General features: G+C 62.2%; 27 protein-coding genes and 1 pseudogene. 5 read left to right on the top strand and 23 right to left on the bottom strand.

Annotated elements, in window-relative coordinates:
• Positions 1-64: 64 nt before the first annotated feature.
• The gene (locus OH764_RS17585; protein ID WP_481366277.1) at positions 65-466 is read right to left on the bottom strand and encodes a hypothetical protein; all 402 of its coding nucleotides are present in this window, start codon (positions 464-466) and stop codon (positions 65-67) included.
• A 200-nt stretch (positions 467-666) separates the two neighbouring features.
• Positions 667-2,178 (bottom strand): aminotransferase-like domain-containing protein, encoded by a 1,512-nt coding sequence (gene pdxR, locus OH764_RS17580; RefSeq protein WP_498850106.1) that lies wholly within the window; start codon positions 2,176-2,178, stop codon positions 667-669.
• Positions 2,179-2,295: 117 nt separating this feature from the next.
• Between pdxR and OH764_RS17575 the strand changes: the two genes are divergently transcribed.
• Positions 2,296-3,033 (top strand): GNAT family N-acetyltransferase, encoded by a 738-nt coding sequence (locus tag OH764_RS17575; protein ID WP_498850105.1) that lies wholly within the window; start codon positions 2,296-2,298, stop codon positions 3,031-3,033.
• A 39-nt stretch (positions 3,034-3,072) separates the two neighbouring features.
• Here the strand turns inward: OH764_RS17575 and OH764_RS17570 are convergent, their stop codons facing one another.
• Positions 3,073-3,612, bottom strand: coding sequence for a GNAT family N-acetyltransferase (locus OH764_RS17570; protein ID WP_498850104.1), 540 nt, complete (start codon positions 3,610-3,612; stop codon positions 3,073-3,075).
• 119 nt (positions 3,613-3,731) lie between these two features.
• Positions 3,732-4,610 carry a LysR family transcriptional regulator gene (locus tag OH764_RS17565; RefSeq protein WP_498850103.1) on the bottom strand — a complete coding sequence of 293 codons (879 nt, stop codon included), beginning with the start codon at positions 4,608-4,610 and terminating at the stop codon, positions 3,732-3,734.
• 136 nt (positions 4,611-4,746) lie between these two features.
• On the opposite strand from OH764_RS17565, the gene OH764_RS17560 reads away from it, so the two are divergent.
• Positions 4,747-5,691 carry an AEC family transporter gene (locus tag OH764_RS17560; protein WP_498850102.1) on the top strand — a complete coding sequence of 315 codons (945 nt, stop codon included), beginning with the start codon at positions 4,747-4,749 and terminating at the stop codon, positions 5,689-5,691.
• 126 nt (positions 5,692-5,817) lie between these two features.
• On the top strand, positions 5,818-6,396 hold the full coding sequence (locus OH764_RS17555) for a DUF4337 domain-containing protein (protein ID WP_498850101.1): 579 nt from the start codon (positions 5,818-5,820) through the stop codon (positions 6,394-6,396).
• Between the two features lie 187 nt (positions 6,397-6,583).
• Here the strand turns inward: OH764_RS17555 and OH764_RS17550 are convergent, their stop codons facing one another.
• Positions 6,584-7,537 carry an IS5 family transposase gene (locus OH764_RS17550; protein ID WP_498847679.1) on the bottom strand — a complete coding sequence of 318 codons (954 nt, stop codon included), beginning with the start codon at positions 7,535-7,537 and terminating at the stop codon, positions 6,584-6,586.
• Between the two features lie 82 nt (positions 7,538-7,619).
• On the opposite strand from OH764_RS17550, the gene OH764_RS17545 reads away from it, so the two are divergent.
• Positions 7,620-8,210: a LysE family translocator gene (locus OH764_RS17545; RefSeq protein WP_498850100.1), complete on the top strand. Its 591-nt coding sequence runs from the start codon at positions 7,620-7,622 to the stop codon at positions 8,208-8,210.
• A gap of 119 nt (positions 8,211-8,329) precedes the next feature.
• Here the strand turns inward: OH764_RS17545 and OH764_RS17540 are convergent, their stop codons facing one another.
• The 18 genes and pseudogenes from OH764_RS17540 to OH764_RS17455 form a co-directional block, all read right to left on the bottom strand.
• Positions 8,330-9,604: an RNA polymerase sigma factor gene (locus OH764_RS17540; protein WP_498850099.1), complete on the bottom strand. Its 1,275-nt coding sequence runs from the start codon at positions 9,602-9,604 to the stop codon at positions 8,330-8,332.
• Positions 9,605-9,608: 4 nt separating this feature from the next.
• Positions 9,609-10,016, bottom strand: coding sequence for a VOC family protein (locus OH764_RS17535; protein WP_027778242.1), 408 nt, complete (start codon positions 10,014-10,016; stop codon positions 9,609-9,611).
• A 29-nt stretch (positions 10,017-10,045) separates the two neighbouring features.
• Complete coding sequence (locus tag OH764_RS17530) at positions 10,046-10,459, bottom strand: YciI family protein (protein ID WP_498850098.1); 414 nt, start codon at positions 10,457-10,459, stop codon at positions 10,046-10,048.
• 151 nt (positions 10,460-10,610) lie between these two features.
• Positions 10,611-10,964: a YciI family protein gene (locus OH764_RS17525; RefSeq protein WP_020068730.1), complete on the bottom strand. Its 354-nt coding sequence runs from the start codon at positions 10,962-10,964 to the stop codon at positions 10,611-10,613.
• 438 nt (positions 10,965-11,402) lie between these two features.
• A complete protein-coding gene (locus OH764_RS17520; protein ID WP_498850097.1) occupies positions 11,403-11,786 on the bottom strand; it encodes a hypothetical protein in 384 nt (127 codons plus the stop codon).
• 167 nt (positions 11,787-11,953) lie between these two features.
• A pseudogene (locus OH764_RS17515) lies at positions 11,954-12,280 on the bottom strand (FAD-dependent oxidoreductase); the annotation flags it as partial.
• The gene (locus OH764_RS17510; RefSeq protein ID WP_498850096.1) at positions 12,273-13,238 is read right to left on the bottom strand and encodes a VOC family protein; all 966 of its coding nucleotides are present in this window, start codon (positions 13,236-13,238) and stop codon (positions 12,273-12,275) included. The gene OH764_RS17510 and the pseudogene OH764_RS17515, both read right to left, overlap by 8 nt.
• A gap of 14 nt (positions 13,239-13,252) precedes the next feature.
• Positions 13,253-14,743, bottom strand: coding sequence for an aldehyde dehydrogenase (locus tag OH764_RS17505; RefSeq protein WP_498851342.1), 1,491 nt, complete (start codon positions 14,741-14,743; stop codon positions 13,253-13,255).
• A gap of 50 nt (positions 14,744-14,793) precedes the next feature.
• Positions 14,794-15,624 (bottom strand): aspartate dehydrogenase, encoded by an 831-nt coding sequence (locus tag OH764_RS17500; protein WP_498850095.1) that lies wholly within the window; start codon positions 15,622-15,624, stop codon positions 14,794-14,796.
• Complete coding sequence (locus OH764_RS17495; RefSeq protein ID WP_498850094.1) at positions 15,617-17,275, bottom strand: thiamine pyrophosphate-binding protein; 1,659 nt, start codon at positions 17,273-17,275, stop codon at positions 15,617-15,619. Before OH764_RS17495 ends, OH764_RS17500 begins: the two co-directional genes overlap by 8 nt.
• Positions 17,268-18,077, bottom strand: coding sequence for an SDR family oxidoreductase (locus OH764_RS17490; protein WP_498850093.1), 810 nt, complete (start codon positions 18,075-18,077; stop codon positions 17,268-17,270). Before OH764_RS17490 ends, OH764_RS17495 begins: the two co-directional genes overlap by 8 nt.
• Positions 18,074-18,967 (bottom strand): IclR family transcriptional regulator, encoded by an 894-nt coding sequence (locus OH764_RS17485; RefSeq protein ID WP_498850092.1) that lies wholly within the window; start codon positions 18,965-18,967, stop codon positions 18,074-18,076. The genes OH764_RS17490 and OH764_RS17485 overlap by 4 nt, the downstream gene beginning before the upstream one ends.
• Positions 18,968-19,861 carry an alpha/beta fold hydrolase gene (locus OH764_RS17480; protein ID WP_498850091.1) on the bottom strand — a complete coding sequence of 298 codons (894 nt, stop codon included), beginning with the start codon at positions 19,859-19,861 and terminating at the stop codon, positions 18,968-18,970.
• Positions 19,862-19,893: 32 nt separating this feature from the next.
• On the bottom strand, positions 19,894-20,421 hold the full coding sequence (locus OH764_RS17475) for a cupin domain-containing protein (RefSeq protein WP_020068687.1): 528 nt from the start codon (positions 20,419-20,421) through the stop codon (positions 19,894-19,896).
• A 26-nt stretch (positions 20,422-20,447) separates the two neighbouring features.
• Positions 20,448-21,215, bottom strand: coding sequence for an SDR family oxidoreductase (locus OH764_RS17470; protein WP_498850090.1), 768 nt, complete (start codon positions 21,213-21,215; stop codon positions 20,448-20,450).
• Positions 21,208-22,287, bottom strand: a complete 1,080-nt coding sequence (locus OH764_RS17465) for an aromatic ring-hydroxylating dioxygenase subunit alpha (RefSeq protein WP_498850089.1) — start codon at positions 22,285-22,287, stop codon at positions 21,208-21,210. Before OH764_RS17465 ends, OH764_RS17470 begins: the two co-directional genes overlap by 8 nt.
• 49 nt (positions 22,288-22,336) lie before the next feature.
• Entirely contained in the window at positions 22,337-22,648 is a 312-nt protein-coding gene (locus OH764_RS17460) for a recombinase-like helix-turn-helix domain-containing protein (protein WP_020068684.1), read from the bottom strand.
• Between the two features lies 1 nt (position 22,649).
• Positions 22,650-22,964, bottom strand: coding sequence for a non-heme iron oxygenase ferredoxin subunit (locus OH764_RS17455; RefSeq protein ID WP_020068683.1), 315 nt, complete (start codon positions 22,962-22,964; stop codon positions 22,650-22,652).
• Positions 22,965-23,404: 440 nt separating this feature from the next.
• On the opposite strand from OH764_RS17455, the gene OH764_RS17450 reads away from it, so the two are divergent.
• Positions 23,405-24,478, top strand: a complete 1,074-nt coding sequence (locus OH764_RS17450) for a porin (RefSeq protein WP_498850088.1) — start codon at positions 23,405-23,407, stop codon at positions 24,476-24,478.
• The last annotated feature ends 14 nt before the right edge of the window (positions 24,479-24,492 follow it).

The raw sequence follows: 24,492 nt of genomic DNA, 5'->3' as shown, positions 1-24,492 counted from the left end.
TTTGTTTTGCCCGAAGGTCTGATCTGTCAGGGCGGCAACCCATGAGCCGCCGCCCTTGCATGCATCAATGCGGCGCTTTTCCGTTGGGAACGGCATCCACCGGTTTGTGCTGCTCTTCGCCAAGCCCTGGGAAGAACGCGTTCCATGCGGCTCGTACGCCGTTCGCCGCGGTGGCCTCAGCGTCGATGGGTTCGTCTGCGCCTTTGGCGTCGGCATCACCGGCGGCTTCGGCCCCGTCGGTCACTGCTTTGGCCTCGTCTTCAGCGCCGCCCTCACCCGCCTGCGATGGATCGGCGGAAAGCCCGCGCCAGTGCGTGAACTCATCGTCCGGCTTCTCGGTCCACTCGCCCTTGCCGAATTTGGCGAAAGCCGTGTCCCCGCTCGCCAATTGCACCTCGTACCAGCCGTCGCGCGCGGGCAAGTCAGCGGCCAGTTCAAACCACGGGGTCGGTTCGATTTCCTTCATGTCATCTCCAATCGGATAAATCGTCATAGAAAACCACACCAAAGGGATGCTTCATGCCCAGACTGCGCAGCCATCCGGCGACGCGCACCAGACGGCGCGCGGAACATGATGCGGGCGATCCGTCGACATTGCCTGGTCGCAACCGCCACGCATAAACGACACGATAGCGCGACATGGGCCGCGCGGACAAACGCTAAAACTCAGGCCCGGCGCCGACGCGATTTTTCCATGCCGGCAGCGAGCTCGGACAGGGTCCGCACGGCCGGTGCGAGTTCCTCCGCAGAGGTATTGCCATAGCCGATCACAAGGCCGTTCGTTCCGGCGTGCGGCTCGAGCGCGAATCCGGACAGCGCACGCGGACTTAGCCCTTTCGCCAGTGCGCGTGGGATAAGCGCCTGATCGTCGATGCCCGGCGGCAAGCGAAGTGTCAAATGCATGCCGCAATCGCCGCCCAGTATCTCCGACGACGCGAAGTGTTCGCTAAGCGCTTCGCGCAGCGCCTGCTGCCGCTCACGATACAGCCGTCGCATGCGGCCAAGATGCCGCCCGAATTCGCCGCTCTCCATGAAATGTGCGAGCGCAAGCTGTTCCAGCCGATGCCCGCCACGCAGCATTTCGCACAAGGCTCCCTCGACGTGCGCGGCAATCGCCTGCGGCAACACGACGAAGCCGATCCGCAGCGCCGGGAACATCGTCTTGCTGAACGAGCCGACGTAGAGAACCGGCGCGTCGTCGACGAGCCCCTGCATGCTCGCAATCGGTTCCCCGGCGTAGCGGAACTCGCCGTCGTAATCGTCCTCGATCACCCATGCGCCGCAGCGGCGCGCCTCGGCGATCAATTCGAGCCGCCGCGCTACCGACAACACCGCGCCCGTCGGATACTGGTGCGCGGGCGACGTATAGATCAGTTTCGGCGGATGCGCGCGCCAGGCGCCGGATGGCACGGACATGCCTTCCGTGTCGACGGGCATGGGCACCGTTGTCAGATCGCCCTGGTTGAACGCCGCCTTCGCGCCGCGATAGCCGGGGTCCTCGATCCACGCGACATCGCCGGGATTCGTGAAGAGGCGCACGCATAGGTTCAGCGCCTCCTGCGCGCCTTCGGTGATCACCACCTGCGAGCCTTCGCAGCGCACCCCGCGCGCCATCCGCAGATGCGCGGCAATGGCGTCGCGCAGCGCCGGCTCACCCGCTGGCGTCCCGTAGCCGAGCGCGAGCGGCAACGCGCGCTCCATCGAACGTTCTAGCGCGCGCCGCCATGCGGCCAACGGGAAGCGGTCCAGCGCCGGTGTGCCGGGCGTGAGCGGCAACGCAGCATCCACAGGCGGGCGCGTCGCCGTGAACTGGCCGACGCGGGCCGCGTAGGCCACTTTCGGCGAGGCAGATCGAGCGGGCGGCTCGCCACGCGCCGCGCGGCTCGACAGTGGGCTTACGCGCGTGCCCTTCTTGTCCGCCACCACATAACCGACTGCCGCCAGGTGTTCATAGGCAATGACCACGGTGTTGCGCGACACACCCATTTCCGCCGAAAGCAGTCGCGACGACGGCAGCAACGACCCGGCCGGCAAGCGCCCGCCGAGAATCGCCTGCTGCAAACGCTCGATCAACTGCTTCTGCAGCGGCGCGGGCTTCTGCGCGTCGCCGATACCGGCGCCCGCCGTGAGCCCGCGGTTCGCGGCTGTATGAGCAAGCGGGCCAATAATCTCGATCATGGACGGCTGGACCTATCAGATACGGTTCGTGTGGATCTTTTTAACATACCACGATTGCCGTATCGTTCATGATGTTCTTTGTGATCAACGATAACCCCAGACGCCAGGAGTGCAGACATGGAACCCCGACGTAACGCGTTCGAACAGCCGATCGGAGCCCCGTTGCCCGACTGGAACGGCGCCAAGCCGCCCGCGCGGACGCCGCTAGCCGGCCGCTACTGCCGGATCGAACCGGTCAACGTCGAAGCTCACGCGGCGGATCTCTTCGACGCCTACCGCTCGGCACCTGACGCCCGTGACTGGACGTATCTCGCGATAGGCCCGTTCGAAACCGTCGACGCCTATCGTGAGCATCTGACGCGCATCGCCGCGTCGGCTGATCCGCTGCACTTCGCAGTAATCGACGCCGCAAGCGGGAAGGCGGTCGGCACGCTGGCGCTGATGCGCATCGACCCGGCTAACGGCGTAATTGAAGTCGGGCATGTCACCTATTCGCCGCGTCTTAAGCGAACGCGCGTGGCGACCGAAGCCATGTTTCTGCTCATGCAATACGTTTTCGACGAGCTCGGCTACCGGCGCTTCGAGTGGAAATGCGACTCGCTGAACGAGCCGTCGCGTGCTGCGGCATTGCGCTATGGCTTTACCTTCGAGGGCATCTTCCGCCAGGCGATTGTTTATCGTCAGCGCAGCCGCGACACCGCATGGTTTTCAGTTATCGACAGCGAATGGCCTGCGCTGCGTCCGAGCTATACACGTTGGCTCGACAACTCGAACTTCGACGCCGAAGGCCGGCAAGTCGAGCGGCTAGCGGATCTCATCGCGCGACAAAAAGCAGCGTCTCGCGAAGGTCAGTGACAACCTATCCAAGGGTGAATAAGCCAGCTTTGTGCTGGCTTATTTCGCCGCATGAGGTGCGCGCCGAAGCATGATGGTCGGCTGCCCCTTGTATGTGGTGCGAAGGTGCTCGCGATAGCCGACCTTGTGCGCGACTCGCAGCGAAACTTCATTCTCCGGCGCAATGATGCAAGCTGTCTCTGCGTGTGGCCATCTTTCGTCTGCCCAATTCAACGCGGCACGCACGGCTTCCGTCGCATAGCCGTGGCCATGCAGCGCAGGGCTCAAAGCCCAGCCCATTTCCGGCATGCCCGCCAGCGAGGGCTCGATATCGCGCTGATAATCGGCCAAGCCCACTTCGCCGATGAAACGCCCGCTGGCTTTGTCGCGCACGACCCAATATCCGTAGCCGAGCATCGCCCAATGGCCGGCGTAGCGCAGCAAACGCGCCCACACTTCTTCACGCGTAAATGGCTTGCCGCCGATATACCGGATCACCTCGGGATCGGACCACATCGCGTGGCTGTCGAGGAAGTCGTCGCGGGTGTGAGCGCGGAGGATCAAGCGGGCGGTGGTGAGAACAGGCGGCTGGGTCGGCATTGAAAGATCAGCGGAAAGGCGAGGTTAGCTAAGGCGCGTGCTTTCGATGATCGCAGATTCCTCGCCGAAAAAAATTGCACTCGCGTTTGCACTTGCGTTCGCGCTTGCGTTATACGCACTCAAGCACGCACTGAAGCCAACTCCAGGAACCGCGTCAGACACGGATTCCGGTTCGCCGGCGACCAGGCCAGCACCTGCTCGATCAAAGGCGCGTCCACCAGCGGCTTGAACACCACGCCCGCAAGCTGGGCCTTGCGCATGGAAGCGGGCACGAGTGCAACGCCCACGCCTTCATCGACGAGGCTCAACACTGTCTGTTGCAGCTGCACTTCAAAGCGAATGTCCGGTTCGAAGCCGCCTGAGCGGCAATGGTCAAGGATCGTCGTGCGTAACGTGGGCGCCACTTCCGCGGACGCCAGCACGAACGGCTCACCGGCAAGTTGCGCGATCTTGAGCCGCCGGGCACGAGCCCGCGGGTGACCTCGCGATAACGCGACGCAAAGCGGCTCGCGCAAGATGGTGCGCGTGGCGAGTCCCTTATCGGGCACGTGAGGAAACATGATGGCGGCGTCGATGTGCCCCGCCACCACCTGCGCGGCCAGGTCGTTCGACACCACTTCGCGCAGATTCAGCGCGACCTCGGGGTACGCCGCGCCGAACGCCCGAGCATAGCCGGGCACGACGTTATAGGCGGCGCACATCGTGAAGCCAATCGCGAGCTTGCCCGCGTCGCCCGACGCTGCTGCCTGCGCATTGCTCACCGCCTGTTCGACCGACGCGAGAATCGCCTTTGCATCCGCGTAAAAGCGTTCGCCTGCAGCGGTCAGCGTGACGCTGCGCGGGCCGCGCTCGACAAGCATCACGCCGAGGCTCGCTTCTAGCGCCGCGAGTTGGCGGCTCAACGGAGGCTGCGACAAGTTCAGGCGCGCCGCCGCCCGTCCGAAATGGCGCGTCTCGGCAAGCGTCACGAAATAGCGCAGCGGCTTGATGTCGATCACGTGTCCACCTGAGTCAAGCAACGATGCATAAAAGGTATCGTCGAGCGTAAAAAACGGTATTTGATTGTATCAACGCAAGTCACTACGCTGACGGGTTGCCTTCTTACACGCCGTATCGCTCGCGCGTTTCCCACCGATGTTAGCCACCCTCGAGATCCTGCTCCCCGTTTTCGGCCTCATATTCGCGGGCTTCGCCTGTCGGCGGCGCGGCGTCCTCGGGCCGAACTCGGCGTCGGAACTCAATCGCTTCGTGGTCTGGCTCGCGTTGCCCGCGCTGCTGTTCGACACCATGGCGCGCGCCACATGGGAGCAGCTGTACCAGCCGGCGTTTGTCGTCACGTTTTCGATCGCATGCGCTGGCGTCTTTGCTGTGATTCTCGTCATGCGGCTGCTGAGCGGCCGCCATCTCGCCGATGCAAGCGTCGACGCGATTGCCGCGTCGTATCCGAACACCGGCTACATCGGCTTTCCGCTCGGCATGATTGCGTTCGGCCAGGCGAGCCTGACACCCACCACGATCGCGACGATCCTCGTCGCCTGTGTGCTGTTTGCAGGCGCCATCGTGTTGATCGAAATCGGCTTGCAGACCGAACGCACGCCGCACAGGCTCGGCTTGAAAGTGCTGCGCTCGCTGGCGCGCAACCCGTTGATCGTGTCGCCGATCGCGGGCGCGCTGTTTGCCGGTCTGCACGTGGCCATGCCGCCGAGCGCGGAGACGTTCCTCAAGTTGCTGAGCGGCGCGGCCAGTCCTTGCGCATTGGTCAGCCTCGGCTTGTTTCTCGCCGAAAAGCGTCCGTCCGAATCGGGTACACGGGGCATTGCGTTGCTGCTGACGCTCGTCAAACTGGTCGTGCAGCCGGCGCTGACATGGTGGCTCGCGGCGCGCGTCTTCCGGCTCTCGCCCGCGCTGGTCGAAATGGCGGTCGTGCTCGCGGCGCTGCCCACCGGCACCGGCCCGTTCATGCTGGCCGAGTTCTATGAGCGCGAAGCACAGATCACATCGCGCACAATTCTTCTATCGACCGTAGGTTCTGTCGTGACGTTGTCGCTCTTGCTGCTATGGATGGGTCATCGCACCTGAACCCGAACAACGGGGCACTCGCAGAATGCATGCTTCTCCATCGTCGTGACGTCACGCGCTAAGATTGAGGCCGCCGGGCCCGCGCGACGCCCGGATACGACAAAAGAGTTTGCCTCGGAGAATCTGATGCCTGAAGAGTATGAAGTGCATGGTCCACACGACCATGCGGTGCAGCACGCCGGCCACCACGACGCGGACCCTTTCGGGAGCCGAATGGCCGTGATAACGGCAGTTCTCGCGACGATTGGCGCGTTGTGCGCGTACCAAAGCGGAAACAGCGAGAACCTCGCGCTGTACTACAAGAACGAAGCAGCGATCAAAAAGACCGAAGCGTCGAACCAATGGAACTACTACCAGGCTAAGGGCGAAAAGCAGAACCTCGCGGAGCTGGGCGCGGCGCTGTCGGTCGCCAGTTCTGACGAGCATGCAAAATTTCTCGCAGATGTCGACAAGTACAAGCAGCAAAAAGAGCCGATCCGCGCGAAGGCTGAAGCGATAGAAAAAGAGGTGCTCGACAATGACGCGAAGAGCGAGGCGCTGCTGCATGGCCACCATCGCTGGGCGCAGGCGACTACGCTGATTCAGGTTGCCATCGCTCTATGCGCGATCACGCTGCTTACGCGCAAGAAATGGTTGCGCAATGTGTCGTTCGTGGTTGCCGCAGCCGGCGTCGCGACCGGTGCAATGGCCTTTTTCTCTGCTTGATCGGAGCTTCGCGTGGTAGATAGTTCGGCCGTTCTAGGGAAGGTCTGCACAACATGTTTTCATGTGCGCCGATCTTTTTTCACGTTGGGCGTATCGGCCGCAGAGTCTGCCAGCAGGTTGATCGTGCGGCTTTTGAAGCATGATGACCTTCGTTTGCCGAGACTCACGGCCTGATGCGCCGGGCGTTTCACGCTTTGTTTAAAGCCTTGCGCGCCATCCAGAGGTTGCCCAGCGCAAACAGTGTCGTGATCTGCGCGGTGTTCTTCACCAATCCTCGGTAGCGGGTCTTCGTGTAACCAAACTGCTGCTTGAGCACGCGAAACGGATGTTCAACCTTGGCGCGCACGCCAGCCTTCAGGCGCTCAATCTGGTTGTATATCGCGTCCAGACGATTGGTCAGGTCCAGTTGTCGACGCTTGCCCGGTCGCATCGCGACATGCCAGCGTACCGGGTTCGCCTGACATCGCTTTTCTATACCCTGATATCCGGCGTCAGCGTACACATCCTTTTCCTGGCCGTGCAACAACGCTTCGGCCGCATTGATGTCGTGCACGTTGGCTGCCGTACCAATGACGGTGTGGACCAGCCCCGACTCTGCGTCCACGCCGATGTGCGCTTTCATCCCGAAGTACCATTGATTCCCTTTCTTCGTCTGATGCATCTCCGGGTCCCGTTTGCCAGAGCCGTTCTTTGTCGAACTCGGTGCGCTAATCAAGGTCGCATCGACCGCTGACCCTGCCTTCAACATCAAGCCTTTTTCACTCAGGATCTCATTGACCAGGGCGAGCATCTGCGCGGCCAGTCCGTGCGTTTCGAGAAGGTGGCGGAACCGCAGAATCGTGCTTTCGTCTGGCAAACGCGTCATACCTTCGTCCAGCCCCGCAAACTCACGGTACAGCGGCACGTCATAAAGCGCCTCTTCCATCGCCGGGTCCGAAAGCCCAAACCACTGCTGCATGAAGTGAATCTGCAGCATCGTCGCAACCGGAAACGGCGGCCTTCCAGTCTTACCCTTCGGATAGTGCGGTTCGATCAACGCAATCAACCTCGACCATGGCACAACGCGCCTCATCTCATCGAGAAATTCCCGCTTGCGCGTGCGTTTCGTTGAAAGATCCAGGCCAAGACCGAGCTGTGTCATCGAGGAACTCCTTTAATTCCCGTTCTTCCAGGATAGGACAACCAGACTTCGACGCCAGGACTTTTGCAGACCATCCCTAGGTGTGTTATCCGTGTATGTGGCCGGCGTTGTGATTCCTGGTCCGAACTTCGTTGCGGTCGCGCATAAGGCGGCCTCCGCTACACGCACCGAAGCGCTGGCGGTGGTCGCGGGCATTGTGCTCGTCAATCTGTTCTGGGCGAGCTGCGCGATTCTCGGCGTCGGTATTGTGTTCGCGGCGTTTCCGTGGCTGGCCTTCGCCGTTAAAGTGGCTGGCGCTGCTTATCTGATCTGGTTCGGTGGACGTCTGATCTTCAAGGCTTCCGCAGGCAACCCGCAACAGAACGTGCAAGCACCTGGCGGCAGCGTCCGCCAGGCATTCGCTCAAGGCTTCGCGACGAATATCGCGAATCCAAAGTCGGTCGCGTTTTTTGCCGCAGTGTTTTCGTCGGCGGCGCCGCCGCATGAGAGCGTCGGCACTTTCGTCGCGATGCTGGGCATGGTGTTCGTCGTGGCAAGCAGCTGGTATGGCTTCGTTGCGCTGACGTTGTCGCACGCGCGCATCGCGTCCGCGTACCGGCGCAGCAAGGCATGGGTCGACCGGGTGTGCGGCGGCCTTATTATCGCGTTGGGCTTGCGTCAGTTAATCCGCTAGCAGGTTCCATTGCGTCTTCGGTGATACTTCCCACAGTGCCTGAGAGAACACCGTCGTCGGCGCACAACCGCGCGCAGTGCGGCGGCTATGCCCGGTTTATGCGCACAAACTTCGGCAGCCTACTGCATCACCGCCCGCGCGCGTTCGAGCAACAACTCGCGCTCGCGTGCGTTGCGCGTCATCGCGGCAGCACGTTCAAAGTCCGCGCGCGCTTCATCCATGCGACCGAGTTTCGCAAGCAGATCGCCGCGCACGCTCGGAAGCCAGTGATAGTGAGCGAGCGCCGCATCTGCCGCGAGCGCATCGACAATCTCCAGGCCTGCCGCCGGTCCGAAGGCCATACCCACCGCAACCGCGCGGTTCAATTCGACAACCGGCGACGGCGCCACCTGCGAAAGCGCGTCATACAGCGCGACGATTTGCGCCCAATCCGTGTCTTCGGCTCGATGCGCGCGGGCATGACACGCGGCCAGCGCGGCTTGTAGCGCGTATGGCCCGCTCGCGCCGCCAAGCGCGTGCGCGGTGTCGAGCGCGGCCAGCCCGCGACGGATCAGAAGCGGGTCCCAACGGCTTCGGTCCTGATCGAGCAACAGAACGGGGCGCCCCTGTGCATCGGTGCGCGCATGCGTGCGCGACGCCTGAATTTCCATCAACGCGACGAGGCCGTGCACTTCACTTTCGTCAGGCACGAGACCGCTGAGCACGCGCCCAAGCCGCAGCGCTTCTTCGCAGAGCGCGGGGCGCATCCAGTCGTCACCGGCCGTCGCCGAATAGCCTTCGTTGAAGATCAGGTAGATCACCTGCAGCACTGACGCAAGCCTCGGCGCACGCGCTTCCGCCTGCGGCACCTCGAACGGCACTTTCGCGGCCGACAGCGTCCGCTTCGCGCGGACAATGCGCTGTGCGACGGTCGGTTCCGGCACAAGAAAAGCGCGGGCGATCTCGTCCGTCGTCAGGCCGCCGAGCAAACGCAGCGTGAGCGCGACACGCGCGTCGGTGGACAACACCGGATGGCATGCGGTGAAGACGAGCCGCAGCAGATCGTCGCCGATATCGTCGGCACGCGCGGCGTCGAGCGCATCGACGAAATCCGGCACGACATGCGCCTCGAGCGCGTCCAGATCGTGTCCCAACTCCTCGCGCTTGCGCGCGTGCAACGCTTCCTGCCGCAAGCGATCGAGGGCGCGGTTCTTTGCGGTCGCCATCAGCCACGCTCCGGGATTGTCGGGCACACCCGCGTCGGGCCAATGTTCGAGCGCCGACACGAGCGCGTCTTGCGCCAGTTCTTCGGCGAGCCCGACGTCTCGCACCATTCGCGCGACATAGGCGATGACCTTGGCGGACTCGATCCGCCAGACTGCCTCGATGGCACGGTGAGTGGCCGGTTTCGTCACAGGCTCAACCCGGCGCCTTCGCGTTGGGGTCCATGTAGATCAGCTCCCAGATATGCCCGTCGATGTCTTCGAAACCGTGGCCATACATGAAGCCGTAGTCCTGCGGCGCACGCGGCGCGGTGCCGCCCGCAGCGAGCGCTTTGGCAACGAGCGCATCGACCTCGCCTCGACTTTCGCATGACAGGCCCACGAGCGCTTCGGTGCTTTCCTTCGGATCGCAAAGCGACTTGCGCGTGAAGGACTTGAACAGGTCTTTGACCAGCAGCATCGCATATAGATTTTCACCGAGGATCAGACACGCCGCCTGATCGTTGGTGAATTGCGGATCGAAATTGAAACCGAGTGCGCTGAAGAATGCCTTTGACCGATCGAGTTTATCGACCGCGAGATTGACGAAGATCTGCTTGTGCATGATGAGTCCAGTAATCGATTGGCGTGGAATCAGCGGCGGCCCGCTTCCAGTTCACGAAAGCGCTCAAGTTCTGCGCTGGGCTCGAAGTCCTCGAGTTCGTAGAGCTGCCGTACCTCGATTTCACCGTCGGCCTGTTCGCCGAACGGCGCGGGAAAACGCCGCGCCCATTCCATCGCTTCTTCGCGCGAACGCACCTGGATCAGTGTGTAGCCGGCGACCAGTTCCTTCGTCTCAGCAAACGGACCGTCGATCACCGAGCGCTGACCGCCGCTGTAGCGAACGCGCCATCCTTTCGAACTGGGCTGCAAGCCCGTGGCGTCCAGCAGCACCCCTGCCTTGGCGAGTTCTTCGTGGTACGCGCCCATCGCGGCCATTAAGGACGCTTCTGGCATCTCGCCGGCTTCGCTCGCGGCAGTCGCCTTCACCAGAATCATGAATCGCATCGCGGTTACTCCTTTCGTCGTGAGGTTCGAGGATGTCTCGTTGAGCGTGCCGCGTTGGCCTGCTCTTACTCACACGACGAGCAATGCACGAGCGATTCGACAGACAGCTCGGGCGCCTGGTGAAAACCCCGAGCAAACAGCCGCCGATAGCCTAGGCGAAGCAGGGGCCGAGCTTGCGTACCTCGACGGTGCACCAGGTGGCCGCCGGACACGCTTGCGCAATGGCCACCGCTTCCTCGCGCGAGTCGCAATCCAGAAGGAAAAAGCCGCCGACCATTTCCTTTGCTTCTGCAAAGGGTCCGTCGACCAGTTTCGGCTGCCCGTCGCGCACCTGCACCCGCACGGCGTCGCGCGAAGAAGTGAGCGATTCGACTGCGAGCAATTTGCCGCGCTCTTTCAGGTCGGCCGCAAAACGCACCATCTGATCGTAGACTTCACGGCCTTTCGCCTCGCCGCGCTCGATGCGCTGTTCCGGGGGCTCGACAATCAGCAGCATATAAGACATGGCGTCTCCAATGAGTGAGCTGCGGACAGGCGCCCGGCAGTCGTATGGCGGAAGAAAAATGCGCTTGAGATGAGCGCCGAAAACCAGTCTAGCAAGCGCGGATCGTTCCGGTAAGCCTGAACCGCGGACTAATCGGCGGCTAACCCCGCGCTTTTACGGAGACTCGTAAGCTTCAACGCGTTGCGGATTCACTTTTGCCACGCGGCACACTTGCGTCGATTTGAAGTATTCTCCCAACGCGCCATCAGCCGCTAATTAAACGGCCGTTAGAGCTCGAGAAAAACATATGTATCGTTTCCAATCCGACGACACCACGACGATTGAAAAACGCTCATCGACATAACGGGCCGATATCAAAACGAATCACAGCATCGGGGATTTCATGCATCGAACGTTAGTGCGCAGCGCCGTCGCGGCCGCAGTGGCTTTTGCGTTTCTTCAACTGAGCGGTTGTGGCGGGGGTTCGGGGTCGGGGTCAGGCTCGTCCAATATGCAAACTGCCACCGCGACATCGGTTACCGGCACCGTAGCGAGCGGCAGCGCATGGGCCGGCGCCAGTGTGACCTTGATGGACTCCACCGGGGCACAAGCGACCGCCACCACCAACGCACAAGGCGCGTACAGCATCTCCGTCAAAGGCATGACCGCGCCTTTCCTGCTGATGGCAAACGACGCGACCGGCCTCTCGAGTCCGCTTGTCTCCGTGCTGGCGAAGCTACCCAACGGCACGGCGCCCGCCGTTGCCAATATCACTACGCTCACCACCGCGATTGCCGCGATGTTGACGGCATCGGGCAATCCGTCCGATCTCGCGTCGAGCACCGCACTCGCTAAAGTGACGTTGCCCTCGGTTCAGATCGCCATCATCACGCTCGACGCGATTCTCACGAACGTGCTCGCGCAAAACGGCATCCAGTCGGCCGGATTCGATCCTGTCGGCACCGCGTTCACGCCGAATCACACGGGTGCAGATGCGGTGATCGATACGGGCGTACAATGCGCTGCTCGCGATCGATCGACGTCGCGCAATCCGGCTGCCATGCTTCGATGTTCAGCGCGTCGAAATCGTCGGGCTTCACGAGACGCACCGTGTCGATATCCGCTTCGCCGGAAAGCACGGCCTTTGAGAGCGGCGGGCGTTCGTAGGGCAAATGCACTTCGTCGGCGATCATCACGAGGCGGCCGTCAAAGCCTTCCTTGCGCAACGTCTTCACGACCCAACCAGCGGCCTGGCCGCCGCCGATCACGACGATCGTGCGCGGCGCTTCGAGTTCGGCATGGGCGGCTTGCGCTTTTGCGGTAGCAGCATCAGTCATTTTTGCGCTCCGTCATGAACTTGCCTTCCGGCGCCTTCGCGTTTTTCTGTCGGCGCGTATTGCCGTCGATGCCGCCGTCGATCGCCCATTCGGCGAACACGGTCGGGCCCGGTTCGAAGTCGCGCGGTTGCCATTCGGGTGTGAGTTGATCTTCGTCTGCGTAGTACTCGATCAGGCCGCCCGCCGGATTCTGGAAGTACCAGAAGTACGCCGACGAAACCGGATGGCGTCCCGGCCCAAGCTGCGTGTCCCAACCGCAGCGGCTGATATGCATGCCGCCGCCGAAAACTTCGTGGATGTCGCGCACGGTGAATGCGACGTGGTTCAAACCGCGCTTACCGTTGGGCAGCGCGAGCAGGAAAATGTCGTGATGACCGCCGTGCGGCGCGCAGCGCATGAACGCACCGCGGCCCGGATAACGGTCCGACATTTCGAATCCAAGCAGTTCCTGATAAAACTTTTCCTGTTCGGCAAGCTTGTTCGTGAAGAACACGACGTGGCCCACTTCAACCGGTTCGGCGTGTTCATAGATTGGCGACGGCTGATCCACACGCAACGTTTGGCCCCACACGTTCGACGGCGAGCCGTGAATGTCGAGCGCGCGTTTGCGGGTCACTTCCACGCGAATCGCCATGCCGTTCGGGTCGATGCAGCCGACGGCGTCGTCGGTTTCAAAATGGCCTGGCTGACCGGCGAAGCGCCCACGCAATTCGTCGAGCTCTTCTTTGCTCGCCACGCCCCACGTCACTTCGCGCAGCGTGGGACCGTCTTCGAACGCGGGAGGCAGCGACGGGTCGTTTGCATCCACGGCGAGAACCGTGCAGCCGTTGAGCGTTTCGAAACGCGCATGCGTTTCGTCGTGCGCAACTTCCTTCAAACCCCAGTCCGCGAAGAAGCGGCGACAGGTATCGAGATCCGTCACGCCGTAGATAATCTGTTCAATGCCGAGAATCGTCATAACCTGCCTCTTGCCTAGTTTGCCCACGCCAGCGGCGCGTCGTTCAAGCCCCAGTAGAGGCTCCTCTGTTGCATGTATTCGCGGATGCCGAGCCGGCCTTTCTCGCGTCCCATGCCGCTCTCTTTCCAGCCGCCGAACGGCGTCGAGATCGAGAACAGCTTGTAGGTGTTGATCCAGATGGTGCCGGCTTCCAGCGCGCGGGCGGTCCGGTAGGCGCGCTTGTAATCGCGCGTCCAGATGCCGGCAGCGAGGCCGAACACGCTGTTGTTCGCTTCCTTCAGCAGCGATGCTTCGTCGTCGAACGGCATTGCGACCAGCACGGGCCCGAAGATTTCTTCCTGGCAGATGCGAGCGTTGTTTGAAAGGCCTTCGAGAATCGTCGGCTGAAAATAGGTGCCTTGTTCACGGCCATCGCCAACCGGGCGTTCGCCGCCGCACAGCAGACGTCCGCCCTCTTCGAGACCCAGCGCCACGTAACGCTCGACCGTTTCGCGGTGGGCTTGCGTAATCAACGGACCCATCTGTGTTTCTACTCGCGACGGATCGCCCACGCGCAACTTGCGCGCACCTTCAACGAGACGCTTCATGAAAGCGCCGTAGACCGAGCGCTGCACGAAAAGACGCGAGCCCGCGATGCAAGCCTCGCCGGACGAACTGAAGATGCCGTACAGCACACCGTTGACCGCGTGATCGAGATCGGCGTCGTCGAAAACGATGGTCGGCGATTTGCCGCCGAGTTCAAGCGAGACCGGCATCAATTTGTCCGCAGCGATCCGCGCGATGCCGCGTCCGACCTCCGTGCCGCCGGTGAACGAGACCTTCTTCACGAGCGGATGACGCACCAGCACGTCGCCGATCACCGAGCCTTTGCCCGGCAACACGCTAATCACGCCTTTCGGCACGCCCGCTTCCTCGCAGATGCGGGCCAACGCCAGCGATACCAGCGGCGTCACCTCAGCGGGCTTCAGCACCACGGCGTTGCCGCCCGCTAATGCCGGCGCGAGCTTCTGCGCGTCAGACGCAATCGGCGAATTCCAGGGCGTGATCGCGGCAATCACGCCGATCGGTTCGTACACGCTCATGGTCAGATAATCGCCGCGCGAGGGCGTGACTTCTTCGTCGAGCGTTTCGAGGCATGCCGCAAAATAGCGAAACGTGTTCGCGGCGCTGGCCACCAGCACGCGCGTTTCGCCAATTGGCTTGCCGTTGTCGCGGCGCTGCAACTGCGCGAGCGCTTCATGACGCGCCATGATCAGATCGGCGATGCGATACAGAATCAGCGCGCGTTGATGCGGCTTCAAACCCGACCAATCTGCTTTACGCCATGCGATATCGGCCGCTTCCACGGCTTCGCGGGCGTCGTCTGCATTGGCTGTTGAAATCTCCATGTTGACCGACTGGTCCGCCGGATACAGGCTTTTATACGGGTTGCCACGCCCCTGCCGCCATTCGCCGCCGATAAAAATATCGCCGGTCGGCACAAGGCTGGTATCGAAGTGAGTCATGTCGGTCATTCCGGTTTTGCTCAAGCTGCTGGCTTGAATCGTCTAAATCACTAGATCACGCAGCGGGCCGCGCGATTGCGTAGCGCACGAATCGCGCTGTACGCGGTCAATGCCGACGTCTTGGGGTTGTCGGGCAGCGGCTTGCCCCACATTTCCAGCGACATCTCGCCGAATGCGCCGCGCGCGAGAATGCGGTGCACATTGCGGGTCACGTTCGGATCGGCAATCAGTCGAACTGTCGTGTGGTCAAGACCGAGCCCCGCGAGAGCGATCGTCGCCGCAACGTTGGCGTTCTTCGGATAAAGCCGCGCCGCTTCTCGTGCGCTGCCTTCGAAAATCACCTTCTCTTCCTTCAACGTGTTCAGGTCGCAGACCTGTTCCGCGGGCGTGCCGAGCCAGCCCGTGGGTGGCTTGCGGCCGGTGTACAGCACTTCGTCGAGGCCACCGAGTTTCGCCGCGGCCAGTGCATCGACTCCGCCGATTGCGCCGGACAACAGCGTCAACGTCGCGTCGCCTTCATCGGCAGCGGCTGACAACGCGTCGAGCAACATCACATCGGACAACGCACCGATCGACGCCACCGCGCAATCCGTGCCGGCTTTCAGCAGCGGCACCACGTGATCGACCAGCGCGCTGTGACCGGCGCATTCCAGAGCGAAATGCGGGCGGCTGCTCAATGCGGACACCGAAGCCACCACGTCCACCGTCGAGCCGACCACTTCGCGCACCGAGTTCATATGACGCTCCGGCACGATCACGTGCGACACGCGTACCGTCGGATCGGCGGCGACCGAGCGATACACCGCCTGGCCGATGGCGCCGAAGCCGATCATCGCGACGTCGACGGGAGCGTGGTGCCCCGCGTAGCACGCTTCACGCATGTTCCGGCTCCTCTTCCTTGACCGGCGGCCCCGCGAAAGCGGTCGCGAACGAGCCGACCGACAGCATGTCCACTTCGACCAGCACCGGTCCGGTCTTCGCCATGCCTTCGCGAATGATCGCGTCGGCCTGATCGAGCGACTTGATGCGGTAATGCGTGAGCTTCAGGCTGTCGCAGAACTGTGCGAAGTCCGGCTGATGCAGATCGACGTAGCAGCGGCGTCCACCGTATTGCGCATCCTGAATGTTGCGGATCACGCCATAGCATTGGTCGTTCATCAGCACGATCATGACGTTGGCGTTTTCCTGCACAGCCGTTGCGAGTTCGCCGACGTTCACCATCAAGCCGCCATCGCCGACGAGGCACACGGTTTTCGCCGCGCTGTTCGCGAGCGCCGCGCCGATACCCATCTGCATGCCCTGGCCGATGCCACCGCCCAACGCATGCACGCCCGCCCGCGGCGAAAAGATCTTCAGCATGCGGTTGCCCCACGTGCTGTTCGAGATCGTGACGTCGCGCACCCAGTTGTAGTCGCGGCCCACTGCTTCCTGCAGCGCGTCGACGAGGCGCTTGTACGGACCTAGGCCTTTGCCCACATCGGCGACGGCGCTTTCGCGTGCCGAGGCCAGGTCTTGCGCGAACGCGGGATCGACCTTCAGGCGGCCTTCCAGCAGCGTGGCGAGTTCTTCGAGCACCGCCGACGCATCGCCGTGAACGAACATCTCGTTGCGATAACCACGGTTATCGGCGAGCGCGTCGGCATCGATGCGATAGAGCGGCTGCGGCAGTGCGAGCTTGTACTTCAGCGTTTCATTGCCACGCAGACGCGAGCCGACGACGACCAACGCGTCGCACGTCTTGTAGAAACTTTCGACCGCCGGATGCACGTTGAACGCGCCGAGCGTGGCCGGATGATCTTCCGGCAATACGCCGCGGCCCTGCACGCTCGTCACCACACCAAAGCCCAGCGCGACGAGGCGTTCCACCGCTTTTGCCGCATGCCGCGCGCCGCCGCCCAGCCACAACAGCGGACGCTTTGCGTTTGCCAGTTGATCCGCGAGTCGCGCGACGCGCTGGCTGCAATGCGTGAGCGTGGTGATATGCGGCGCGGCCAGATCCGCGGGCCATTCAATTTCCGCGGCTTGGATATCGATGGGAATCTCGACGCTCACCGGACCGCTCGGCGCGGTTTGCGCGACGCGCACGGCTTCGCGGATCGTCGGCAGCGCGGTCTCGACGGAACGCACGCGGTACGCAGCCTTCGAAATGGACTGGAGCATCGACAACTGGTCAGGCGCTTCGTGAATGTAGGCGAGATCCTTGTCGAGATATTCGGTCTCGATCTGACCGGTCACGTGCAGCAGCGCGGTGCCCGCAGTCAGCGCTTCGACCATTGCGCCCGCTGCGTTGCCCGCAGCGGTGCCCGTGCTCGTGAATGCCACACCGAGGCCGCCGGAAACGCGCGCAAGACCGTCGGCCATGTTCACGGCGCCGGCTTCGCCGCGCGCGCCGACGTAGCGAATCTTGCCGCGGTTGTGGATCGCGTCGAGGATCGGCATGTTGTGAATCGAGATCACGCCGAATGCGGTTTTCACGCCGCATTGCTCGAGAAAAGCGGCGATCAGTTCGCCAACGGTGGTTTTGTTAGACATGTCGTGCAACGCCTCCAGAAACATCGATGTGACTGCCTGTCGTGTAGGACGACGGCGTCGTAGCCAGATAAAAGAGCGCTTGAGCGGCTTCTTCGGGCTTGCCGAAGCGGCCTAGCGGAATGTTTTTCTTGCGCGCGAGTTCCGCGGTCCAGTCTTCCCAGCTCTGGTCCGGCTGCGCTTCTTTCGCATAACGGCGACGCCATTGCCCCGATTCGACGATGCCGATCAGAATCGAATTGACGCGGATGCGCTGCGGCGCGAGTTCCACCGCGAGCGACTTGATGAGGTTTTGCACGCCCGCACGCGCCGACGACGTCGCCACCATATGCGGTTCCGGTTGCAGCGCGAGCAGCGAGTTCACGCAGACCACGGCCGCGTTATTGCCGGCGCTCGCCGTATCTCGAAGCATCGGCAGAAACGCACGGGTTGGGCGGATCACGCTGAAGTACTTGAGGTCGAGTTCTTCGCGCCACGCTTCGTCGCTCGTGTCGGCGAAGGTCGACACGCGGCCTTGGCCCGCGTTGTTGATCAGCATGTCAGCGCGGCCAAAGCGGGCTTGCACCGCTTGCGCAAAAGCGCTGACGTCTTCGGCGTCGAGCACGTCGCAGCGGCGCGCGAGCAGTTGCGCGCCAGGAAACTGCGCGTTCAACGCTGCCTCGGCTTGCGCAAGACGCTCGGTATTGCGGCCGCAAATCGCAACCGACGCACCGGCTCGCAGGAACAGTTCGGCTGTCGCGAGGCCGATGCCGGACGAGCCGCCCGTCACCACCGCCACCTGCCCGTTCAGATCGATTTGAATCATTTGAGTCCCAATGCCTTCATGTATTTGCTGCCCGCGTTCGATGCATTGCCCGGCCGGTAGTTGAGCCGTTGCGACAGTTCGTCGGCCGCGCGCCGCACCTTGTCGACGAGACCGCTGTCGAGCAGCGATGCGTCGATCTCCTGGCGCGGAATCGTCGTCGTGATCACGGCGACGATGCGCCCGGTGTCGTTGCGCACCGGCGCGCTGACCACCGAAATGCCGCGCTCGAACGACGACTCGCTGATTGCGAAACCGCGCCGCGCGTCGTCGCGGACCCGTTCATAGAGGTCCTCCACGGTCGCGGGCGTCTGCCTCGTGAAGCGTTCCAGTTCCGGCTCGGGATAGAGCTTCTTCAACTCGTCGAGCGTCATGTCGCCCATCAGCACCTGGCCGTGCGTCGTTGCATACGCGGGCAAGCGAGTGCCGACGTTCACTTTCACGGAACTGAAGATCGGCGCGTGGCTTTGCGCCTTGGCGACGAATACGACATCGCGTCCGTCGCGAATCACGATGTGCGTCGTGAGGCCCGTTTCGTCGCGCAATGCTTCGATGATCGGCAAGCCGAGGTCGGTCAGTTCCAAAGAGCTCAAGTATTCGAAGCCGAGGCGCAGCACCGCGACGCCGAGTCGGTAGTTGCGGTCCTTGTCGGCGCGTTCGAGAAAGCCGAGCGATTCGAGCGTTTGCAGCAGACGGAAGACGGTCGTGCGCGGAATCTTCAAGCGACGCGACAATTCGGGAGCGCCGAGCACCGGCTCGCGAGGCGAAAACTCCGTGAGGATCTTCAGGCCGCGCTCCAGACCCGGCACGCGGTAGCCCGTGTCGGTATTGCTGTCGTTGCTGTCGTTGCGGTCGTCTTCGGCGTCACGCTCGTTGATGGTGTCGGACGTCATTCATTGGCTCCGTTGTCCGGCGCTTGCGCGGCAGAACGTGTCGATGATCGCGGTGTACGCGGCAGATGCTTCGATATAGCCGGCGTGCCCCGCGCGTGGCACGACTTGCAATTGGGTTCCCGCGACGAGCGCGAGCCGCTCGCAGGCCGCGGGAGTCGTAATGGTGTCGTCGGCACCGACCGCGACATTGACGCGGCCTTTGAAGCGCGCGAGGTCGGCGGCGAGGTCGGCGTTGGCAAGCAGATGCGTAGCCTGCGCGTAACCGCGAGCAATCACGCGCGACATGTTCCAGCGCACCCATGCGCGGGCTTCGTCGCTTGCGTGTGAGGACAACATGTTGGCGCTGCGCTTGTCGGCGAGGCCTTGCGGGCCGAGTTCGTTCAACATGGCGAGGCGCTGATCGCGCTTCGTCTCGCGGACGTCAGCGCAGGCCGCGCCGTAACCGCCTGCAGGCGATAGCAGCAAGAGGCCGGACACGCGCTGCGGATGCATCGCAGCAAACGCACCGGCGATGATCGCGCCAAGCGAATGGCCGACCAGCACGCAACGTTCAATGTGAAGTGCGTCGAGCCATTCCGTCAGCACGCTTGCGTAATCGGCGGCGACAGGCGACTCCGGCGCTACCGGCGTGGACATCCCATAACCAGGCGCGTCCCATGCAAGCACGCGACGATTTGCGTCCAGCGCTTCGAGTTGCTGCACCCACGAAGCCGCGCCCGATCCGATGCCGTGCAGCAGGACGAGCGGCAACGCGTCGTTTGCAGCGGCGCCGTCCGCTTCGCGATAGCTCAGCACACGTTGGTTCGCCAGTTCGATCTGCCGCGCCGGAAAGCGCGCAAGGCGCGCTTCAAGCGTGGCGTTTGCATCGACGTCGGCGGACGGGACTGCGGACATGATTTCCTTCGTGGTATCTGTACAGGGACGACTTAGCGCTTGAGCTTCGCGAGCGGCGAATCCGGCGGATAGGTGGGCGTGATCGGCTTCGGCGAGCCGAGCATCACGCACATCAATGCGTCTTCCTCGCCGACGTTGATTTCCGTGCGATACACGCCCGGCGGCACCGAAATCAGATCGCGCTCGCCGAGCACGGCTTCCCACGTTTCGCCATCCTTTTCGCAGACCACTTTCATCTTGCCGCGCAGCACGAAGAAAATTTCTTCGACGTCCATATGAATATGACTGGGTCCGATATTGCCGGCCGGAATCACCATCGTCGAAAACGTGAAGCCGCCTGCGGGCACCGTATTCATGTCCTTCGCTACGCCGGTGCCGCCGGTGCCGACATAGCGCATTTGCGCGCGGCGATACTTCGGGTCATAGTCGGCCTGAAACTTCAGCGCGTCCCAGTCGTAGCGACGCGTTTCCAGGCGCGCGACGCGGCTGTCCAGCCACTGTGCAAAGCTCGCGTCCGCAGGTTGTTCCCACGACTTGCGTTCGATATCGGCGTCAGCCATCTCTTTCTCCTTTGGATTCGACAAGATCAATTCATCACAAAGCCGCCGTTGACCGGCAGCAACTGGCCGGTTACGAAGCGCGCGGCATCGGACAACAGGAACAGCACGGGTCCGGTGACGTCGTCGGGCACCTGCGCACGCGTCAGCGCGCGGCCTTGCAGGTAATACTCGTGACGTTCGGCCGGCACATACGCAGTCGCCTCGACTTCGGTGAGGCCAGGCGCTATCGCGTTGACTGTCACTTGATGCGCGCCGAATTCGCGAGCGAGCGAGCGCGTCATCGAGATCACTGCGCCTTTGCTCGCCACGTACGCGAGCAGCTTCGGCGCGCCCCACATTGCTGTGTCAGAAGCGATGTTCACAATGCTGCCGCGACCCGAGTCGCGCAGATACGGCAATGCGGCCGTACTCATCAACCAGGTGCCGCGCACGTTCACATTCATTACGGCATCCCAGGTATCGACGGATAATTCGTCGGCAAACTTGCCGCCCGAATTTGTGATGGCCGCGTTGTTGATCAGCGCGTCGATTCCGCCGAGTCGCGACGCACCTTGTTCCGCGAATTGCTTGATGCTTTCGGGATCGGCGAGGTCGAGCGGAAGATAGATCGCCGCGTGACCTTCCCCCGCGAGCGACGCGGCGAGCGCGCGCCCTTCTTCGTGCAGCACGTCGCCGAATACGACCTGAGCCCCGGCTTGCACCAGCGCGCGCACAAACGCCGCGCCGAGGCCGCGCGCGCCGCCGGTCACAAGGACGCGCCGGCCGTTGAGCGTCGCGGACGCGTCGTTATGCATGGCTGTGGCCTGCCGCTTCGGTTTGCGCGGCTTCGGCGCGATGCGCTTCGAGCGCGGCGAAGTCCTGTTGCGCACGCTGACGCAACATGCGGCGCACTCGCGTCATGCCGACGTCGTGCTGATAGAGGAATTCGTGCTCGCGCGCATTCGGTGCCATGCTTTCGAGCACATAGCGGTCTTGTTCCAACACGGCCCAGTGCAAGCCTTCCAGGCGATTGCGATACATAAAGCGCCATGCGTCGCGCTGCCAGCCCTGCACCTTTCGGGTACGCCAGAAATAGACCTGACAGTTGTTTTCGTCGACCGGAACGGCGAAGCCGATGATCCCAAAGTTGCCGCCGGGGCCGAACTTCTTCTTGTACGGAATTGCGAGTCGCATCCACAGGCAACCGGTTTCGCCGAGTTCAACCCAGTCGAAGTTCACATCGCGCTGGCCGACCTTTTCGAACATCAAGCCCGTTTCGGTTTTGCGCACACGCATGTCGGCCTGCTTGTCGCCTTCGGCCATCGAATGCGACGTTGCATGCAGATAGGCGCCGTGCATCGGGTCCATGACGTTGTCGATCGCGTACTGGTAATTGCACTTCCAGTTCGACATGCAAAGAAAGCTCGCGTACTCCTCGCCGACCAGTTCCTCCGGCAGCCTGAGCGGTGCGGGTTCCTTGTGTGCGTCATCACCGAACCACAGGAAGATCGCGCCCGCATGTTCTTCCACCGGATACGACTTCACGCACTTCTGACCTTCTAGCGGACATGCCGACACGGCCGGCACCTTGGTGACGGTGCCGCCACCGTTGATTTCAATGCCGTGATACCAGCACGCGACGCTGCCGCCGAGGTTCCAGCCGAGCGACAAACGCGCACCGCGATGCGGGCAGCGGTCTTCGAGCGCGTGGACTTTGCCTTCCTTGTCGCGCCACAGCACGATCTGATCGCCGAGGCGGGTAATGCCGACCGGCGCGTCGCCGACTTGCCAGCTCGGCGCGACGGGATACCAGTAATTGCGCAGACCGCGGTCCAGATACGACTGGATCGGATCGGCCGCATGTTGACTTGTAGCGGGGGACGTCATGAAGAGACTCCGGATGCAGATGCGAGGAAACGTGTTCGGAAAAGCGCGCTTATTCGGCGAGCAGGCGGAATTCGGCGGCGAGGCGATCGGCGCTCCACGCATTGCCTTCCGGCGTGCGGAAGCCAATGCCGTTCAAACCGTCGACGACTTCCTGCAACTCCACCGCGCCCGCTTCGAAGACTTTTTCGAGCGCATCGCCAAAGTCGTTTTCGTATTGGGTCGGCTCGGCCTTGCGCGTTTGCCAGATGAAGTTTTCTGTCTCGCCCGGCTTTTCGATGACGCCCTTGCCAGCGACGTTGTTCGGCTGCGGCGCAAGCCACGGCTTCAGGAAGGGATTGAAGTTCACGGCTACCTCTCGCATGTCATTCCACCTTGATCTGGATTTCTTCGCCGGCAAGGCGGACCGAATACATCTTGAGGTCGCGGCCGCCGGGCTCTTTCAAACACTTGCCCGTCGGAATATGGAATACGGCTTCGTGCAGCGGGCATTCGACGGTGTCGCCGTCGACAAAACCTTGCGTCAGCAGCGCATACGCGTGGGGGCAGACGTTTTCGAGCGCATACAGCGCATCGCCCACCTTGTAGATGCCGATCTCCGTGCCGTCGAGCTTGAACTCGAGCGGCGCATCTTCGGACAGGTCGCCGGCATGGCCGGCGCAGCGCCATTGTTCAGTCATTTCTCGCCTTCTCCTGAAGCACCGTGTTCCACATAAGGAACATCAGTTCGTGTATGGATAATTATAGGAGTGTCGTCGGCGGGAAAAAATAAAAATCTGGACGGTTAGGGGAAAACACTATGTGTGGCATCTGCAACACATCATTGTGAGTACAGCGAGGCTTGAGGGTCCTCCTTGCGGTGGCTTACAGCACGGGGCTTTGAGCGCTTTGTGGACTGAAGACGCCCCGCGCGCATTCGGGTTTCTACGGACACCGAAAATTTATTTTGATCGCTTTTGAAGTCACTATACTTTTCCATAGGTGATACAGACGCCCATAGGTGGAACATAAAGCGTAGCAGTTTTGGCGCATAAACCCAAGCTGCATCAACCCACAGCAAAGGATCAGGGACGTCGGATTCGTGCGAGCGATTCGGGTCGCGTGATCAGGAGAACCAACGGTGAAGCACATCATTGCAGCCGGCTTGACGGCAGTCTGCGCAACCACAGGCGCATGGGCGCAGAGCAGTGTGACGCTATACGGCAGCCTGGATGCCGGGATCGCGTATATCAGCAATGTCGGCGGCCACACGAAGTGGATCGAGGAACAGGGCAACATGCAGCCGGACCGCTGGGGCTTGAAGGGTGTAGAAGATCTCGGCGGCGGTCTGAAGACGATCTTTCAGTTGGAGAACGGCATTTATACGAACACCGGAGCCTTCGCGAAGGCGGGCACGCTATTCAATCGCCAGGCGTTTGTCGGTCTGAGCTCGGACAAGATCGGCACGGTGACACTCGGCCATCAGACACCGTTCAGCTTCGATGTGCTGGGTCCGCTGAGCACCGCTTATCTCGCCGCCAGCTGGTACGCGTTCCACCCTGGTAATATCGACGAACTCGCGGACACGGGTGTCGTGCCGTTCGACAACTCGGTGAAGTTCCGATCTGCGAGTTTCAACGGCTTTTCAGTCGGCGCGATGATGGGCCTCGGCAACACGACTAACTTTTCGACCGGCAAGACGTTGAGTTTCGCGCTTAGCTATGCGAACGGTCCGTTCAAGGCCGGCGCAGCGTATGCGAACGAGCACAATCGAACGCCGTCGATCGTGACGACCGGCATTACGAATTTCCAGGGCGTGCCGGCAGCGAACTACAGCGCCGACAAGGTGCAGAACATGGGCGCGGGCGCGTCATACCAGTTCGGCAAGCTGCTCGTGCATGGTTTGTACACGCGGGTCAAGCTGGAGTCGGCCGGACACTCTGACACGTATCAGAGCTACGACGTCGGTGCGAATTATCAGTTCACACCGTTTAACAGCGTAGCCGGGGGCGCGGCAACGACGACGCTGGCCGGCCACCGCTGGACTCAGTTCGAAATCGGCGACATTTATGCGTTGTCGAAATCGACGCAGTTGTACGTGAATGCTTTGTACGAGCGCGCGGGGTCCAATACCGACGCCGCATTCTTTACGGCGGGTGTGTCGAGTGGCCGGAACCAGACGATCATCCTGACCGGTATCCACCACTCGTTCTGATCCGAAGCTCGGAA

The organism is Burkholderia sp. M6-3 (assembly GCF_050858985.1).
GTDB classification, from domain to species: Bacteria; Pseudomonadota; Gammaproteobacteria; order Burkholderiales; family Burkholderiaceae; genus Paraburkholderia; species Paraburkholderia caledonica.
Note: the sequence above shows the minus strand (reverse complement) of the source record. Positions and strands in the feature narration are given on the sequence as shown.